At 62.3% G+C, this 15,621-nt stretch carries 18 protein-coding genes and 1 pseudogene; 10 read left to right on the top strand and 9 right to left on the bottom strand.

Annotation, left to right across the window (positions count from 1 at the left end; translation table 11 throughout):
* The first annotated feature begins 18 nt into the window (after positions 1–18).
* The 8 genes and pseudogenes from EBBID32_RS12860 (at position 19) to cobU (ending at position 6,079) form a co-directional block, all read left to right on the top strand.
* A complete protein-coding gene (locus EBBID32_RS12860) occupies positions 19–426 on the top strand; it encodes a DUF1636 domain-containing protein (RefSeq protein WP_006958227.1) in 408 nt (135 codons plus the stop codon).
* Positions 423–1,439: a nicotinate-nucleotide--dimethylbenzimidazole phosphoribosyltransferase gene (cobT, locus tag EBBID32_RS12855; RefSeq protein ID WP_006958225.1), complete on the top strand. Its 1,017-nt coding sequence runs from the start codon at positions 423–425 to the stop codon at positions 1,437–1,439. Before EBBID32_RS12860 ends, cobT begins: the two co-directional genes overlap by 4 nt.
* Entirely contained in the window at positions 1,436–2,005 is a 570-nt protein-coding gene (locus EBBID32_RS12850) for a histidine phosphatase family protein (protein ID WP_006958223.1), read from the top strand. The genes cobT and EBBID32_RS12850 overlap by 4 nt, the downstream gene beginning before the upstream one ends.
* Positions 2,002–2,742, top strand: coding sequence for an adenosylcobinamide-GDP ribazoletransferase (locus tag EBBID32_RS12845; protein WP_006958221.1), 741 nt, complete (start codon positions 2,002–2,004; stop codon positions 2,740–2,742). Before EBBID32_RS12850 ends, EBBID32_RS12845 begins: the two co-directional genes overlap by 4 nt.
* Positions 2,739–3,722, top strand: coding sequence for a threonine-phosphate decarboxylase CobD (gene cobD / locus EBBID32_RS12840; protein WP_006958212.1), 984 nt, complete (start codon positions 2,739–2,741; stop codon positions 3,720–3,722). The genes EBBID32_RS12845 and cobD overlap by 4 nt, the downstream gene beginning before the upstream one ends.
* Entirely contained in the window at positions 3,715–4,653 is a 939-nt protein-coding gene (gene cbiB / locus EBBID32_RS12835; protein WP_006958210.1) for an adenosylcobinamide-phosphate synthase CbiB, read from the top strand. The genes cobD and cbiB overlap by 8 nt, the downstream gene beginning before the upstream one ends.
* 56 nt (positions 4,654–4,709) lie before the next feature.
* A pseudogene (locus EBBID32_RS12830) lies at positions 4,710–5,555 on the top strand (cobyric acid synthase); the annotation flags it as partial.
* Positions 5,552–6,079, top strand: a complete 528-nt coding sequence (gene cobU, locus EBBID32_RS12825; RefSeq protein WP_006958206.1) for a bifunctional adenosylcobinamide kinase/adenosylcobinamide-phosphate guanylyltransferase — start codon at positions 5,552–5,554, stop codon at positions 6,077–6,079. The pseudogene EBBID32_RS12830 and the gene cobU, both read left to right, overlap by 4 nt.
* A gap of 476 nt (positions 6,080–6,555) precedes the next feature.
* Here cobU and EBBID32_RS12820 read toward each other — a convergent pair whose 3' ends face one another.
* From EBBID32_RS12820 to EBBID32_RS12805, 4 genes are all read right to left on the bottom strand, one after another.
* The gene (locus EBBID32_RS12820; protein WP_006958204.1) at positions 6,556–6,915 is read right to left on the bottom strand and encodes a transposase; all 360 of its coding nucleotides are present in this window, start codon (positions 6,913–6,915) and stop codon (positions 6,556–6,558) included.
* A 178-nt stretch (positions 6,916–7,093) separates the two neighbouring features.
* Positions 7,094–7,381: an aldo/keto reductase gene (locus EBBID32_RS12815; RefSeq protein ID WP_037490574.1), complete on the bottom strand. Its 288-nt coding sequence runs from the start codon at positions 7,379–7,381 to the stop codon at positions 7,094–7,096.
* Between the two features lie 83 nt (positions 7,382–7,464).
* Positions 7,465–8,328 (bottom strand): aldo/keto reductase, encoded by an 864-nt coding sequence (locus EBBID32_RS12810; RefSeq protein ID WP_006958199.1) that lies wholly within the window; start codon positions 8,326–8,328, stop codon positions 7,465–7,467.
* A 21-nt stretch (positions 8,329–8,349) separates the two neighbouring features.
* On the bottom strand, positions 8,350–9,333 hold the full coding sequence (locus tag EBBID32_RS12805) for an aldo/keto reductase (RefSeq protein ID WP_006958198.1): 984 nt from the start codon (positions 9,331–9,333) through the stop codon (positions 8,350–8,352).
* A gap of 135 nt (positions 9,334–9,468) precedes the next feature.
* On the opposite strand from EBBID32_RS12805, the gene EBBID32_RS24920 reads away from it, so the two are divergent.
* The gene (locus EBBID32_RS24920) at positions 9,469–9,603 is read left to right on the top strand and encodes a LysR family transcriptional regulator (RefSeq protein ID WP_006958197.1); all 135 of its coding nucleotides are present in this window, start codon (positions 9,469–9,471) and stop codon (positions 9,601–9,603) included.
* 303 nt (positions 9,604–9,906) lie between these two features.
* On the opposite strand, the gene EBBID32_RS12800 is transcribed toward EBBID32_RS24920, so the two are convergent.
* The 4 genes from EBBID32_RS12800 to EBBID32_RS12785 form a co-directional block, all read right to left on the bottom strand.
* Positions 9,907–10,377: a nuclear transport factor 2 family protein gene (locus EBBID32_RS12800; RefSeq protein WP_037490572.1), complete on the bottom strand. Its 471-nt coding sequence runs from the start codon at positions 10,375–10,377 to the stop codon at positions 9,907–9,909.
* Positions 10,377–11,006 (bottom strand): pyridoxamine 5'-phosphate oxidase family protein, encoded by a 630-nt coding sequence (locus EBBID32_RS12795; RefSeq protein WP_006958195.1) that lies wholly within the window; start codon positions 11,004–11,006, stop codon positions 10,377–10,379. The genes EBBID32_RS12800 and EBBID32_RS12795 overlap by 1 nt, the downstream gene beginning before the upstream one ends.
* A 56-nt stretch (positions 11,007–11,062) precedes the next feature.
* Complete coding sequence (locus tag EBBID32_RS12790; RefSeq protein WP_006958193.1) at positions 11,063–12,034, bottom strand: alpha/beta fold hydrolase; 972 nt, start codon at positions 12,032–12,034, stop codon at positions 11,063–11,065.
* Between the two features lie 125 nt (positions 12,035–12,159).
* Positions 12,160–13,044: a LysR family transcriptional regulator gene (locus tag EBBID32_RS12785; protein ID WP_231382190.1), complete on the bottom strand. Its 885-nt coding sequence runs from the start codon at positions 13,042–13,044 to the stop codon at positions 12,160–12,162.
* A 250-nt stretch (positions 13,045–13,294) separates the two neighbouring features.
* Here EBBID32_RS12785 and EBBID32_RS12780 point away from each other — a divergent pair, with 250 nt between their 5' ends.
* On the top strand, positions 13,295–14,734 hold the full coding sequence (locus tag EBBID32_RS12780) for an IS1182 family transposase (RefSeq protein ID WP_006958190.1): 1,440 nt from the start codon (positions 13,295–13,297) through the stop codon (positions 14,732–14,734).
* Positions 14,735–15,007: 273 nt separating this feature from the next.
* Here EBBID32_RS12780 and EBBID32_RS23615 read toward each other — a convergent pair whose 3' ends face one another.
* Positions 15,008–15,562, bottom strand: coding sequence for a TetR/AcrR family transcriptional regulator (locus EBBID32_RS23615; RefSeq protein WP_006958189.1), 555 nt, complete (start codon positions 15,560–15,562; stop codon positions 15,008–15,010).
* Between the last annotated feature and the right edge of the window lie 59 nt (positions 15,563–15,621).

Raw genomic sequence — 15,621 nt, 5'->3', positions numbered from 1 at the left:
TCAAAGGACCAGAAAACCATGCTGATACCCGTGGAGGACGGCCCCGCTATCGTGGCCTGCAACACCTGCCGCCACAGTGCCGATGCGCGTGAGGACGACGCCGGCATGCGCGGCGGCGCGCAACTTGTTGCAGCGCTGCGCTCGGTTCAGCAGAGCGACGCGCGCTATGCCGGGGTCGCCGTGCAGGAAATGCCCTGCCTGTTTGCCTGCACCGATTTTTGCACCATCCACCTGCGCGCGCCGGGCAAGGTCGGCTACGTCCTGGGCCGGTTCACGCCGGACGAGGACGCCGCCACCGCCATTCTGGACTATGCGGTTCACTATGCCGCCAGCGAGCATGGCCGGGTGCCGTTCAAGCAATGGCCGCAAGGCGTGAAGGGCCATTTCATAACCCGCACTCCGCCGCAGGGCTTCGTTGCGGAATGAGCCGGTTTGCGTCCCTTGCCGCGTTTGAAGCGGCGCTTGAGTGTTTGCCTGTGGCCGATGCGGACGCCATCGCCGCTGCGCGGGCACGGCAGGCCAGCCTGACCAAACCGGCCGGATCGCTGGGGATGCTGGAAGACATCGCGGTGTTTATGGCCGGATGGCAGAGGACGGTGCAGCCGGTGATCGAACAGGGCCGCGCGGCGATCTTTGCCGGAAATCACGGCTTCGTCGTTCACGGTGTCAGCGCCTATCCTACCAGCGTGACTGCGGCGATGGTCGGCAATTTCACTGCTGGCGGAGCGGCGATCAACGCACTGGCCGGGGCGGCCGGGTTGGAGCTGCGGGTGGTTGCACTCGATCTCGACCGGCCCACGGCGGATTTCACCATGGCTGCGGCAATGGACGAGGCGGAATGTCTTGCCGCACTTTCTGCCGGAGCGGAGGTGGTGGAGCCGGGGTTGCACCTGCTGGTCGTCGGCGAAATGGGGATTGGCAATTCGACCGCCGCCGCCGCGCTGTGCGCGCGCAGTTATGGCGGCACGCCCGCGCAATGGGTCGGGCCGGGCACAGGAGTCGATACGGACGGCCTTGCGCGCAAGGTGGCGGTGGTGGACCGGGCGCTGGCCTGTCACGCTAATGCGCCGCACACCCCGTTTGAGACTTTGCGCCGGTTGGGCGGGCGCGAAATCGCCGCGGTCGCCGGGGCCGTGCTGGAGGCGCGCCGCCTGCGCATTCCGGTGGTGCTGGACGGGTTCATCAGCTGCTCCGCGCTGGCGCCGCTTGCCGCTGCCGCTCCGGCGATCACTGATCATTGCCTGGCGGGTCATTGTTCGGCTGAACCGGGGCATATCCGACTGCTGGGGCATTTGGGGTTTGATCCCCTGCTTTCGCTGGGGATGCGATTGGGCGAAGGCAGCGGCGCGGCACTGGCGGTGTCGGTAATCCGGGCAGCGCTGGCCACGCACAATGGCATGGCGACATTTGCCGAGGCCGGGGTGGCGGGCGGGTTGTGAGTAGCTTTCCCCTCTATCTCCTACGCCATGGCGAGCCGGAAGGCGCGGGGCGGCTGATCGGTCGCACCGATGCCCGGCCCACCGCCACCGGCATCGGGGCCTGCGTCGATCAGGCGCGCGATCTGGCGGCGGAGGTGCTGATCGCCTCCGACCTGTCCCGCGCGCGTTTGGCGGGCGAGGCTATCGCGCTGGCGACCGGCGTGCCGCTGGCCATCGATGCGCGCTGGCGCGAGCTGGACTTTGGCGCATGGGACGGGATGTCCCCGGGCGAAGTAGAAGGCGCGGCGCTGGCGCGGTTCTGGGACGATCCCGATGGCCAGGCCCCGCCCAGCGGAGAACGCTGGTCGGCGCTGGTGGACCGTGTGTCCGCTGCCATTGACGATCTGGCCGCGAGGCCAACGCTGATCGTCACGCATGCTGGCACGATGCGCGCGGCGCTGGCGGTGCTGTGCGGGTTTGACATGCGTCAGACGTGGGCGGTTGATCTGCCCTATAATTGCCTGCTGACGTTGCGCGTCTGGCCCGGAGTAACTCCCTCGGCACAGATCGCCGGGCTTTATCCATGAAGGGTTTCCTCATCGCCCTGCAATTTCTGACGCGGCTGCCGATGCCAGCTCCACTGCGGACAATCGACGTGGATGATGCCGCGTTCGCCCGATCGATGCGCTGGTTTCCCGTTGTAGGCCTGGTGATTGGCGCAGCGGTCGCGGGGGCGATATGGGCTGGATCGCTGCTCGATCACCGGCTGGGCGCATTGGCCGCGCTGATCGTCTGGGTGGGCGTGACCGGCGCGCTGCACCTTGATGGCCTGGCCGACCTCGCCGATGCCAGCGGCGCGGCGCATAAAGATCGCGAGCGGCTGCTGGCCGTTCTGGCCGATCCCCATGTCGGCAGCTTCGGCGCTGTCGCGATTGTGCTGCAACTGCTGAGCAAGTTGGTGCTGCTGGATATGCTGGTGGATGCACGGGCGTTTGGCGCGCTGGCACTGGTGCCGTTTGCCGCGCGCATCGGCCCGCTGGTGTGGACATGGTGGCTGACGCCTCTGCATCAGGGGCTCGCGGCTCGATTCCGTTCCGCCATCGGCCCGATCGATCTTGCGGGCTGGGCGGCCGCGCTGGCAGCGGCGGCGTGGTTCACTCCGGCGCTGCTTATCACACCATTGCTCGTTCTGTGGTGGGGGTGGCACGTGCGCCGCGCGTTGGGCGGGATTTCCGGCGATGGCCATGGTGCAGGCATCGAGTTGATCGAAACCGGCTTGCTGCTGAGCGTGGCAATCACAGGCCTATGGATACACACGACATGAACAGCTTCAGTATTCACGGCGGCAGGTTGGTCGATGCCATGGCGCAGTTCGGCATGGGCAAGGCGCCGTGGATCGATTTGTCCACCGGGATCAATCCGCATGGCTGGCCCGGCGCGGACAATCTGGCAGTGGACTGGCAGGTTCTGCCCGACACCGGCGCGCTGAACGATCTGGAGGCCGCCGCCGCCGCCTGTTTCGGCGCGGACCCTGCCCATGTCTGCGCCGTTCCGGGCACGGAGATCGGCTTGCGCATGCTGGGCGATATCCTGCCCGGCCCCGCTATCCATGCCCAGCCCAGCTATCGCACCCATGGCGAAATAATCCCCCACAGTCGCCCCGTGGCCCTGACCGAATTGGCGGGGACAGAGGAGGCGACCCTCATCCTCGCCAATCCCAACAACCCCGATGGGCAGATCACCTCGCCCGTGACGCTGCTGGGCTGGCTGGAGGCGCGGCGCGACAGCGCAGCGTGGCTGGTCGTGGACGAAGCCTTTGCCGATGCCGCCCCGCACAGCAGTCTTGCCGCCCATGTGCAGGACGGGCAGCGGCTGATTATCTTTCGCTCGTTCGGCAAGTTCTTCGGGCTGGCCGGGGTGCGGCTCGGCTTTGTGCTGGGGCCGCGCGAGGTGATCGGGCAATATCGGCAGCGGCTGGGTAGTTGGCCTCTATCGGCAGCGGCGCTGGCCATCGGCTTGGCGGCCTATCGCGATGCGCATTGGATCACCGCCATGCGGATGGCCCTGCGCGAACAGGCCACCGCGCTGGATACGGTGCTGGCGCGCCGGGGCTTCAGCGCGATGGGCGCCTGCCCGCTGTTCCGGCTGATCGAAACGGACGATGCCGCCGCGCTGTTCGAACGCCTTGCGCGCCATGCAATCCTGACGCGACCGTTCGATTACGATCCGCGCTGGCTGCGCCTGGGCCTGCCCGCCGACCGTGAGGCGCTGGATCGCCTTGATGCGGCGCTGGCTGATGATTGATTTGACTGCTTTCCTGGCCTCGGTGCTCGATGCGGCAGTGGGCTGGCCTCAGCCGCTGTATCGCCGGATCGGCCATCCTGTGGGCATCTTTGCGCGGATTATCGCCGCGCTGGAACGGCGCTGGAATGTCCCCTCGCGTTCCAATGGACAGCGGCGCATGGCCGGGGCGTTCACCGTCCTGATCCTGCTGGGTGTGACGGGCGGTGCGGGCTGGGTGCTGCAAAGTCTGCTCGTGGCAATCGCCGGGCCTTGGGCCTTGCCCCTGATCGCTGTGCTGGCCTGGCCGGGTCTGGCGCAGCGCAGCCTGTACGATCATGTCCGCCCCGTTGCCGATGCACTGGAGCGGCAGGATCTGCCCGCCGCGCGCGTCGCAGTCGGCATGATCGTTGGCCGTGATACGACGGCGCTTGATGAAGCGGGTGTTGCCCGCGCGGCCATCGAGAGTCTGGCGGAAAGTTTCTGCGATGGCGTGGTCGCGCCGTTGTTCTGGCTGCTCTTGCTGGGCTTGCCCGGTATCTGGGCCTATAAGGCGATCAACACCGCCGACAGCATGATCGGGCACCGCGAGGAGCGATGGCATGCCTATGGCTGGGCTGCAGCCCGCAGCGATGATGCGATGAATCTCGTTCCGGCGCGGCTATCGGGATTGCTGATATGCCTGTGCGGCGGGGGTGGCTGGCGGATACTGTGGCGCGATGCGTCCAGGCACGCTTCGCCCAATGCGGGCTGGCCAGAGGCGGCGATGGCCGGGGTACTGGGGCTGCGGCTGGCGGGACCAATCGCCTATGACGGGATCTTTTCGGACAAGCCCTGGATTGGCGAGGGCAGTCACCTGGCCCGGGCAGAGGACATTCAGCGTGGGCTGACTATCTACGCCCGTGCCTGCCTGTGTCTGTGGTTCGTGGAAGGAAGTGTGGCATGGGCGCTATAATGTTTCAGGGCAAAGGCTCTGACGTGGGCAAATCCATACTGGTGGCCGGACTGTGCCGCGCCTTGGTGAAACGCGGCCTTCGGGTCTTGCCGTTCAAGCCGCAGAATATGTCCAACAATGCGACCGTGGTGCTGGAACGCGGCAAGAGGCGCGCGCGGGGCAGCAGACTGATTGCCTGTCCGATCCTGCCGCGCATATCCAATTTCGATGACCTTGATCCGCTGAAACTCGAACACGGTGTGGGCCTGCACATGGTCCCACCCGGCCAGCCGATCCCGGCAGAGGCATTGTTGATCATCCTCCCCGGATCGAAGGCGACCATAGCCGATCTGGCCGCTCTGCGTGCAGAGGGCTGGGACATCGATATTTTGGCGCATTACCGGCGCGGCGGGCTGATCCTTGGGCTTTGCGGTGGTCACCAGATGCTCGGTAAAAGCATCGCCGATCCGGCTGGACTGGAGGGTCCGGCCAGCGCTGCCAGCGGCCTTGGCCTGCTGGATGTCGAAACGACCCTGCACGCGCACAAGGCGTTGCGCCCGATAAGCGGGCTGGCGATGGGTGCGCCTTTTCAGGGCTATGAAATGCACATGGGGCAAACCAGCGGGCCGGACACGCAGCGCCCCTTTGCCCTGCTTTCCAATGGAGGCTGCGATGGCGCGATAAATGCGGGCGGAACGGTGTTTGGTTCCTATGTCCACGGCCTGCTGGCCGATGCGGAGCTGCGCCGGGCACTGCTGTCGCGCATGGATGTAGAAGTCGGGGGCGTGGGCTATGGCTTCACCGTCGAGGTGGCGCTGGACGAGATCGCAGCCGCGCTGAAGGAGCATCTCGATATCGACGCGCTGGTGGCGCTGGCGATGGCGGAACGACCCGCCTCCGTCCCAGCGAGAGGCAGCGCATGAGCAGTGCTTTGCCCCATTTGCTGGTGCTGGGCGGAGCGCGTTCGGGCAAAAGCCGCTTTGCCCAAGGCCGGGCCGAAGTCCTGACAGGTAAATTGGTCTATCTGGCGACAGCCCAGGCCTTCGATGATGAGATGCGCCAGCGAATCGAGCTACACCGCGCCGATCGCAGTCCGCGCTGGTCAACTGTCGAGGCCCCGCTGGACCTGGCAGAGGCAATCACGGCATATAGCACGCCGGAAACGGTGGTGCTGGTAGATTGCCTAACGTTGTGGGCTTCGAACCTGATGCTGGCGGAACGCGATACGGCTACCGCTACGGAAGGACTGGCGCGCTCGCTTTCAACCGCGCGGGGGCCGGTCATTCTGGTCGCCAACGAAGTGGGTCTGGGCATTGTACCCGACAACGCCCTTGCCAGAAGGTTTCGCGATGTTGCGGGCCGCATCAATCAGGAAATGGCGGCAGTGGTTGAAGAGGCCGTCATAATGTACGCCGGCCTTCCCTTGACGCTGAAATCTAAAGGATGAGCGGCTACCCATACCATTTGCCCCTGTGCAACTCGTGGGGGCAGGTGGTATGGGCAAAGCCAGATCCAGCGGTCGCCAGCCATCATTGTGGTGCACAGCTTCCACGAAATGATGTAGCGGGAGTAACGGTGTCTGCGGCTCGCTGTTTAGCGAGTTCGCCTTCGGACTCGGGGGTCCCCGACCGCAGAGGTCATCACCGAAGAGCGCCAGAGCTCGACTTTCGACCGGTCATGACAGCCTGGCCCGTTTTTTATCCCGGTGTTGACACCTGAGCCGAAAACCCCTTGCCCCAGACCTCCATCCCCGGCGGTTAACCCGGTGGGTCACCAGACCTCCCACGGACGCCGCCGCCAGCACACCTGACGGTGCGCGTCGTCGTCCGCGGGCCCCCTCCTATCGACTATCGGGATAACCGCCCCACCACTCGAAGGTGGGGTCAATATTGGGCTCTCACGCAGATTTGATGAAGCGCGTGGTCATGGTGCCCCGATCAGCCTTGCTTGGAGGAGGTCCAGCTTTCCTCGGCCATACATCTGACGTTTGACGAGTTTGAGCTTGGTGATTTGCCCTCCGGTTTGGCCGTTGGACCAGTGCGACACGATCGCCGCGCGGACAGCGGCGATATCCTTGACTATGCCACTGGCGAACGAAGCGACACGGCTGACGCGTGCGCGTTCGATCCACGGATTGAGATCGGCTTCTGCCTTACGACGGATCATGGCATGGAAGCTCTCAACAATTTCGCGCGCTTCAACGAGTGAGGGCACACCGGTTACTGCGGCGGCGACCGTCACTGTTTCTGATTTCGACAAATCATCGCGGCGGATCGTGAGCATGCTGGCGATGGTTCTGGCGGAGGGAAGGCGTGCAATGTGTCGGCATCAACCTTTTCCGGCCGGCGTCGGCGTGTCCGCCTCCTAGCCGCGCGTCGTCCGTGCCCTTGAAGGGCGACGTCACCGCTGCGGAGCCGGTGAATAGCTGGCCGGTCCGCAGCAGGAGATTGCCCCGGCGGGGTCACTTCAACGCCATGCGCTTGCACTCGTGCGGGCTGTATGCCTCTGCGGTGTCGAAGAAGCTGACACCTTGGTCGAAGGCAGCGCGAAGAAGCGCGATCTGCTCGGGTCGGTACGGCGCCTCCGTTGCGTACTTGCGGCTATTGTTCTGGACGCCAATGCCGATGCTGGAGACCTCGCTTCCCGAGCCGCCGCCGTCAGCTGACGGCCGAACTTGCTGCGCGACCGGAGCCGGTCGCATGAGCCAAGCGGGCGTGGCTGCGCCGCCGAGGAGCGGTACGACTGCCACGCCCCCCCGGCTCCGAGGAGAGGTCGACGTCCGATCGATGCTGATAGTTCTCGCTCATTGTCTCATCCTCCTGTGGTGCAGGCTCAAGCCTCGAGCTTGCGCGTGCCGAGCCACTTCACCATCGCCGGGTCGCGGTGATCGAAGAAACTGCTGGCCTTCTGATCGAGCGCTGCGATGGCGGCGACGTCGCCCTGGCCCAACTCAAAGTCGAATACCGCGAAATTCTCGGCCATTCGCTCCTTGCGGACCGACTTGGGGATGGCGACGATCCCGCGCTGGATCAGCCAGCGCAGCACAACCTGCGCAACGCTCTTGCCGTACTTATCACCAATCGACTGGAGCGCCGCGTTGGTGAAAAGGCCATTCTTGCCCTCGGCGAACGGACCCCAGGCTTCGGGCTGAACCTTGTATTCCGCAAGCGTCGCCTGCGCATCGGCCTGTTGGTGAAAAGGGTGGATCTCGATCTGGTTCACCGCCGGCGTGATTTCGTTGTGCAGGACGAAATCGACTAGACGGTCCGGGTGGAAATTGCTGACACCGATCGCACGGATGCGTCCGGCACGATGCAGTTCCTCCATTGCCCGCCACGCTCCGTACACGTCGCCATAGGGCTGGTGGATCAGGTAGAGGTCGAGATAGTCGAGCTGCAGCTTGTCCATGGAGCGCTCGAAGGCAGCCTTGGCGCCTTCATAGCTCGCATCCTCGACCCACAGCTTGGTCGTGACGAACAGTTCGCTGCGGTCGATTCCGTTGTTCCTGATCGCGTCGCCGACCGCTTGTTCGTTGCCATAGGAGGCTGCGGTATCGAGAAGCCGATATCCGGCATCGATCGCGTCGCGGACGCTGCGTTCGCATTCGGCGGGGTCCGGTACCTGGAACACGCCAAAGCCGAGTATCGGCATCTCGACGCCATTGTTCAGCGTGACCGTTGGGGTTGTAACGTTCATGATGGTTCTTCCTTGATCGGTTCAGCGGTTGACGAGGCGCTGATACGAAGTGTTGTACCTCTCACCTTGAACCTCGATGCCAGCGAGCGCTTGGGCGATGCGGGCGATATCCTCGTCGGTGATAACAACGCTCGCGCCGCCCAAGTTTTCCTCGAGCCGATGTAGTTTGGTCGTGCCCGGAATGGGCACGATCCACGGGCGTTGCGCGAGCAGCCAGGCCAGAGCGACCTGCGCCGCGCTTGCGCCCTTCTCCGATGCGATCGACCTGACAAGCTCGACAAGCACCTGGTTCGCCTTCAGCGCGTCGGGTGCGAACCGAGGAACGGTGCTACGGAAATCGTCTTTGGCAAAGGTCGTGTTCTGATCGAGTTTGCCTGTGAGGAAGCCCTTCCCAAGCGGCGAGAATGGTACGAAGCCGATCCCCAGCTCCTCGAGCAGCGGCAGGATCTTGGCCTCCGGCTCCCGCCAGAACATCGAATATTCGCTCTGCACCGCGGCGACGGGTTGCACCGCGTGAGCACTGCGGATCGACGCCGGGCCTGCCTCGGACAAGCCGAAATGCTTCACCTTGCCGGAAAGGATCAGGTCTTTCACCGTGCCGGCGACGTCTTCCATCGGGACGGCCGGATCGACGCGGTGCTGATAGAATAGATCTATGCGATCGGTCCTTAGTCGGGTGAGGGCTTCGTCGGCGACCTGCCGGATACGCTCCGGGCGGCTGTCGAGACCATCGGCCGGAACCCCGTTCTTGAAACCGAACTTCGTCGCGATCACGATATCGTCACGAAACGGCGCCAGCGCCTCGCCGACGACTTCCTCGTTGGTCCCAGGACCATAAGCCTCTGCGGTATCGAAAAAGGTTACACCCCGCTCGTATGCGGCACGGATTAGTGTGACAGCTTCTGTGCGATCAGTCGCCGGCCCATAGCCGAAGCTTAGACCCATACAGCCTAAACCTAGTGCCGATACTTCAAGGCCGCTTTGCCCCAACGTGCGCTTCTGCATAGGATCACTCCTGCTTTTACTATCGCGCCACGCCAAACAGCATCACGCTTCCCAGCATAGATAAGCGACCGCGATTGTTCTGATTAGACAGACGATATGGGATAAGCCTATGACCCGTTGTCATGAAAGCGATTAGTGGCGGCAAAACCCAGGCGGCGTGAGGATCTTGGAACGCTCGCCATGTTTCTTGCCGTGGCGGAGGAACGAAGCTTCACGCTTGCTGCGGCGTGGCTCGGTGTGTCGCAATCGTCGCCCAGCCGTTCGATGTGACGCCTGGAGGCGAAGCTGGAGCTGCGCCTGATTACCCGCACCACCCGAAGCGTGTCCCCTACGGTGGCCGGCGAGCGGTTGCTGGAAGCGCTGTGCCCGGCGCTGGAGTGTATCGACAACAAGCTTTCGTCCTTGACGGAGCGGCGCGAGCGGCCCGCCGGTATGATCCGTATCACAACCTCCAAGCACGCAGCCCATGCGCAGGTCGTGCGTCGATCCTTTCTTGCAATAGAGAGACTGATTTCCCCCATGAAAGTCCCGGTCGGTCCTCTTTCGAGTGGTGAGCTTCGTCGCAGGTCGCTTTTAAAGTCCAAGGTCACTCAACCCTGGATGATCATCGGGCCTTCGCCCCTGCGTCCAGTGGAATTTCCGCTCCACCGCGCTGATCGGCTCATCGTTGATGCAGGCGAGACGCAGACGCATCAGACCATTCTCATCGAACTCCCAATTCTCGTTGCCATAGGAACGGAACCAGTTGCCGCTGTCGTCATGCCATTCATAGGCAAAGCGCACTGCAATGCGGCTGTCGCGAAAGGCCCATAATTCTTTGATCAGCCGATATTCCAACTCCCGTTCCCACTTGAGGGTGAGGAAGGCGATGATCGCGGAACGGCCGTCAATGAATTCAGCGCGGTTCCGCCATTGGCTGAGCGGGGTATAGGCCAGGGCGACTCTGGCCGGATCCCGTCTGTTCCACCCGTCCTCGGCCAGGCGCACCTTCTCTGTTGCGCTCTCCAAGGTGAAGGGCGGCAGAGGCGGTCTCTGATTTTCCATCATGCGTTTCCTAATTTGGCAAGGCGGTCTTGTAGCACCCTGTTCTCGGCTTCCAGCTGCGCCAGCCGTTGGTGGAGCGGCAGGACTGCCTGTTCGATTTCGCGCTCCGTGAAGCGAGGCGTGATATGCTGGGGGCAGTTCCAATCAAAGGCCTCAAGCCGCAGTCGAAATATGCGCTCTGCCCGCGCCTTGTAATCTTTGTTCATGACGAGGTCGGCGAGGGCCGCGTCGGCATCAAGCGCCAGTTTCTCAACATGGACGTAAATCTTCAACCGCGCACGACGGGGATAGTCCATCAAGATCAGGCACGCCCGGTCGTTCGCGGCCAGATTTCCAGTGCTGATATATTGGCGGTTGCCGCGATAATCGGCGAAGGCCAGCGTCCGGTCGTCGATCATCCTGAGGAAACCTGCTGGACCGCCGCGATGCTTGACATAGGGCCAGCCATCCTCCGACACGGTCGCCATGTAGAAGCTGTCCCGCGCCGCCAGGAAATTACCTTCATTCGCAGTGAAGCGGTCAAAGGCACGATTACCGCTGAACGCTGCCCAATGGGCGTTTGCGCCCATCTCCGCCTGAGCTGCGCGCACGCTTGGTGTCGTCGCGATATCAAGAAAGCCGTAGGACATGGTCTATCTCCCATCAGGTCTGGGGCAGCCATTGAAGGACGGACCCGGACCGGGGTTCAGCGCATCGTCACCTTGCGATCGAGGAAGTCGCGGATCAGTGGCGCCATCTCGTCCAGTCTGTCTTCCAGGGCAAAATGGCCGGTATCGAGAATATGCATCTCCGCATCCGGCAGGTCGCGTCGATAGGGATGCGCGCCAGGCTCAGGGAAGATGGTGTCATTCTTGCCCCAGAGGATCAGCGTCGGTGGCTTACGCTCGCGAAAAAAGGCCTGAAACGCCGGATAGAGCGGCACATTGGTGCGATAGTCATAAAACAGGTCGAGCTGGATATCCTTGTTGCCCGGCCGGTCGAGCAGCGCCTGGTCATGGACCCAGTTGTCCGGGCTGATCCGCGACACGTCCCGTACGCCATCGGTATATTGGAACTTGGTGGCATCAAGGCCGACTAGCCAGGCTTGCGCCTCTCGATCATTAGCTGATCCACTCTTCCAATATGTCTTGATCGGATTCCAGAAAGCGCCAAGCCCCTCGTCATAGGCGTTGCCATTCTGGACGATCAGCGCGCTGACCCGATCGGGATGCTTGAGCGCCAGCCGGTAGCCGACCGGGGCGCCATAATCCATGACATACATGGTATAGCGCTGGGCGCCGATCTTGCCCATCAGTGCGTCGACCATGTTGGCATAATGACCGAAGCTGTAGCTGAACTGGCGATGGTCGGGTGCGTCGCTCTGGCCAAAGCCCGGATAGTCCGGTGCGATCACATGATAGCGGTCGGCGAGCAGCGGGATGAGATTGCGGAACATGTGCGACGATGTCGGAAAGCCGTGGAGCAGCAGCAACACCGGGCCATTTGCGGGACCGGCCTCGCGATAAAACATCTTCACGCCTTCGATAGTGACGTAACGATAATGGATCGTGGCGGGCGCAATCTGTGTGACGGTGCTGGCAGGCGCGGCGACCGCATCGGCCGGGGAAGTGATGCCGGCAGTCGCCAGCAGCATCGAAATGACCAGTTTCTTCATCATGTCCTCCACCCTATTGGGGCGCTGAGCCACGGGGCTTCAGCTTCTGAAGGCAGGAATAATCCTTCTTCGGATTCCTGATAATTCGATAAATCTGGAAATCATTATTTCTGAAAATGGAATTACGACTATGCCGACTGGAACTGCGGATTGGCCCGCAACCGGTCGACAGCCAGATCGACGAAGCTGCGCACCTTAGCGGCAGCCCGCCGACCTTCGGCATGGATGACATGAATCGGCAACGGCCTTTCCATATGTTCGTCCAGTACTGTTACCAATCGCCCGGCCGCCAGAGCGGGCTCAACCTGATAGGATAGTACACGGGTCAGCCCCCAGCCTTGCTCGGCAGCGGCGATGGCCGCTTCATTGGTGTTGCAGAACAGCGCCGGTTGAACGGTGACGCTGCTCCTGCCCTTCGCGCCAAAGTGCCATTCCGGAGACGCCCATGCTCCGGTCGGCGCGATGATGCGATGATTGACAAGGTCGGCTGGTGTCCGGGGACTGGAATGATGCTCGAAATAGGCCGGCGCGACGCAGATGACGCGCCGGACCGTGCCGACGCGAATGGCGCTCAGCCCGGAGTCCGGCAGATGCCCGATCCGCACCGCTACATCGATTCCTTCTTCGACGATGTTGACCAGCCGATCGACGAACAGGCTACGCCCGGTTACGGCGGGAAAGTAATCCAGATAGTCGAGCAGGATCGGCAACACATACATCTGGCCAAAGATCACCGATCCGGTGACGATCAATGTCCCGGTGGGGTTGCCATGGGCGCCCGCCGCTGCCGCGTCCGCATCTGCCATATCGGCCAATATGCGGCGACAATCGTCCAGATAGCCGCGGCCTGCTTCTGTCAGCTTCACCGACCGCGTCGTCCGCGTCAGCAGCCGCACGCCGACATCCTCCTCCAGCGCAGAGATCGCCCGGGTGACTACCGGCGGGCTTAGATGCCGTTGCCGCGCGGCCTCCGCGAAACTGCCGGTTTCCGCTACGCGGACGAATATCTTCATGGCTTGCCAGCGGTCCAACATTACCCTCCGAAATTCGACTGCGGTCACAGATGTGCGCGGAATGCCATTCGCCGGTCAATCCGCAAACATGAATGTGACGGATCGATAATTCCGCTATTTCGACCCTTTGTCGCCATTCAGCTGCCAATTTTACGTTCCTGGATGCGGTCCGCTAACCGGCAGGTCGCGACCCAGACTGTGTTAAAACGCGGTAGATATGCTATGATGGCCAGACAGTCTGGAGGGTCATATGGGTCGCTTCATCACCGGTGCGGATCGTAATCAAACGACACTTTTCCCGCCGTGTGTTGATGACTGGATCGGAGAGGATAATCCGGTTCGGGCGGTCGATGCCTTTGTCTATGCGCTTGATCTTTGGAAGCTTGGCTTTGCTGGTGTTGAGCCTGCTGCGACGGGGCGCCCTTCTTATCATCCCTCGGTTTTGCTTAAGCTCTACATCTATGGCTATCTGCACCGGGTCCAGTCGAGCCGCCGCCTGGAGTGTGAGGCGGACCGGAACGTCGAACTGATGTGGTTGATCGGGCGGCTCGTGCCCGACCACAAGACGATCGCTGACTTTCGCCGCAATAATGGCGAAGCGATCCGGCAGGTCTGCGGGCGCTTTGTCCTGTTGTGCCGCCAAATGGGACTGCTGGCGGGTGCAAGCGTCGCCATCGACGGCAGCAAGTTCAAGGCCGTGAACAACCGGGATCGCAACTTCACCAAAGCCAAGCTGGAGCGCCGACGTCAACAGATCGAGGAGAGCGTTGCTCGCTATCTGGCCCAGTTGGATACTGCCGACCGGCAGGAGCCGACGGATGTGCTGGTGGCCAAGACGGACAGGCTCAAGGAGAAAATCACGAGGCTCGAGCAGGAGATGGAGCGCCTCGATGGACTGGAAGCGCAGATGCTGGCGTCACCAGATCGCCAGATATCGCTGACGGATCCTGACGCGCGATCAATGTCGAGCAGCGGGCGCGGAACGGGCGTTGTGGGCTATAATGTACAGGCCGCTGTCGATACCGAGCACCATCTCATCGTCGCACACGAGGTCACGAATATCGGCACCGACCGGGCGCAGTTGAGTGGCATGGCGAAGAAGGCGAAAGCAGTTTTGGAAGTAGGGCAACTCGATGTGGTGGCCGATCGCGGCTACTTCTCGGGCCAAGAGATACTGGCCAGCGAACAGGCTGGCATCACCGTGACCTTACCGAAACCGATGACCTCCCGTGCCAAGGCGGAGGGGCGCTTCGGAAAAGCTGACTTCGTCTACCTGCCCGAGCAGGATGTCTATCGCTGTCCGGCCGGCGACATGCTGACCTATCGCTACACTAATGTGGAAGCGGGTCTGACGATGAGCCGATACTGGACAAGTGCTTGTCCGAAATGTCCGATCAAGGCTCAATGTACACCGGGCAAGGAACGGCGCGTCACTCGATGGGAGCATGAGACCGTCCTCGAAGCCATGCAGGAACGGCTCGACGCCAATCCCGATGCCATGCGCATACGGCGACAAACGGTCGAGCATCCCTTTGGCACCCTCAAAGTCCGGATGGGCTCCACCCACTTCCTCACGAAAACCAAGCCGCGTGTTGCAACCGAAATGGCGCTCCACGTTCTGGCCTATAATCTGACCCGAGTGCTCAATATCATGGGAAGCAAGGCAATCCTGAAAGCCATCGCAAGCTAAGGCCGCGTGCAAACCACCAAGGCTCGCCGTCCTCAAAGCCAACGGTACCCCCGCACAGATTTGCCAATCGCGTTTTTACACAGCCTGGACCAGTTTTTGCCGTTCGCTGACACTGCTGTGAGCGACGGCTTCGGAGGAAAACGGACGTTGCCAACGAGCTTCAAGAGGAAGCCGCTGCCGACGTCAAAGCCGTTGCGGCTCTACGCTGCAATGAACAGCGCACGCGGAGCTCACCTCAGACTCGCCTCAAATTTCGGAACCCGACCTATCAGTTCAGCTCAGTCGCCAGCCTCTGATCAGGGCATCGAGGCTTTCAAAAGCCAGCCGTTCCACGTCAAGTATCCGGCCGAGCTGGCCCGCATATCGGGCGTGGGCAAAAGTGGACCACCCGGTCATCAACGATTGCACCGCTGACTGGAGGTCCATGAGCCTTTCGATCGGCGGTCCGAAATCCTTCAGGATTTCCTGCAATCGCAGCGTGGTGCGCGCAAAATAGTCTTCATCGAGTATGCTTGCAGTGATCAGCTCCCCAGTGAACGGGTAGGTGTCCTGCACCTTCCAGATGGCGCGCCCGAAACCGCGTATCCAAGTCTGCCAGTCGGTGGTAGGAGGAATGAGGTCGAGGCAGCGCGCAAACAGCCGCTCCATCATCGCCGTCATGAGGGCCGCCTTGTCTGGCAGGTAGTAGTACAGAGTCGGCGCACGAACCCCAACGCGCGCGGCCAGTCGGCGCATGCTTAGCTTGTCCATGCCTTCCTCGCGAAGGAGCTCGAGTGCCTGATCCACGATCTGCTCAACAGTCAGTCTGGGGTCGGTCGCATCATTCATTCCAGCTCTATTGACCGCCTTTCCGCAAATGTCTAACAGTGTTCGTCTAACGGTGTTCG

The sequence above is a fragment of the Sphingobium indicum BiD32 genome (genome assembly GCF_000382885.1).
Classification (GTDB): domain Bacteria; phylum Pseudomonadota; class Alphaproteobacteria; order Sphingomonadales; family Sphingomonadaceae; genus Sphingobium; species Sphingobium japonicum_C.
The sequence above is the reverse complement of the archived record's forward strand: the minus strand, read 5'-3'. Positions and strand labels throughout refer to the sequence as shown.

Coding starts and splice junctions, on each gene's coding strand:
- EBBID32_RS12860 (WP_006958227.1), top strand. CDS start 19: ATGCTGATACCCGTGGAGGACGGCCCCGCTATCGTGGCCTGCAACACC.
- cobT (WP_006958225.1), top strand. CDS start 423: ATGAGCCGGTTTGCGTCCCTTGCCGCGTTTGAAGCGGCGCTTGAGTGT.
- EBBID32_RS12845 (WP_006958221.1), top strand. CDS start 2,002: ATGAAGGGTTTCCTCATCGCCCTGCAATTTCTGACGCGGCTGCCGATG.
- cobD (WP_006958212.1), top strand. CDS start 2,739: ATGAACAGCTTCAGTATTCACGGCGGCAGGTTGGTCGATGCCATGGCG.
- cbiB (WP_006958210.1), top strand. CDS start 3,715: ATGATTGATTTGACTGCTTTCCTGGCCTCGGTGCTCGATGCGGCAGTG.
- cobU (WP_006958206.1), top strand. CDS start 5,552: ATGAGCAGTGCTTTGCCCCATTTGCTGGTGCTGGGCGGAGCGCGTTCG.
- EBBID32_RS12820 (WP_006958204.1), bottom strand. CDS start 6,915: ATGCTCACGATCCGCCGCGATGATTTGTCGAAATCAGAAACAGTGACG.
- EBBID32_RS12810 (WP_006958199.1), bottom strand. CDS start 8,328: ATGAACGTTACAACCCCAACGGTCACGCTGAACAATGGCGTCGAGATG.
- EBBID32_RS12805 (WP_006958198.1), bottom strand. CDS start 9,333: ATGCAGAAGCGCACGTTGGGGCAAAGCGGCCTTGAAGTATCGGCACTA.
- EBBID32_RS12800 (WP_037490572.1), bottom strand. CDS start 10,377: ATGGAAAATCAGAGACCGCCTCTGCCGCCCTTCACCTTGGAGAGCGCA.
- EBBID32_RS12795 (WP_006958195.1), bottom strand. CDS start 11,006: ATGTCCTACGGCTTTCTTGATATCGCGACGACACCAAGCGTGCGCGCA.
- EBBID32_RS12790 (WP_006958193.1), bottom strand. CDS start 12,034: ATGATGAAGAAACTGGTCATTTCGATGCTGCTGGCGACTGCCGGCATC.
- EBBID32_RS12785 (WP_231382190.1), bottom strand. CDS start 13,044: ATGAAGATATTCGTCCGCGTAGCGGAAACCGGCAGTTTCGCGGAGGCC.
- EBBID32_RS12780 (WP_006958190.1), top strand. CDS start 13,295: ATGGGTCGCTTCATCACCGGTGCGGATCGTAATCAAACGACACTTTTC.
- EBBID32_RS23615 (WP_006958189.1), bottom strand. CDS start 15,562: ATGAATGATGCGACCGACCCCAGACTGACTGTTGAGCAGATCGTGGAT.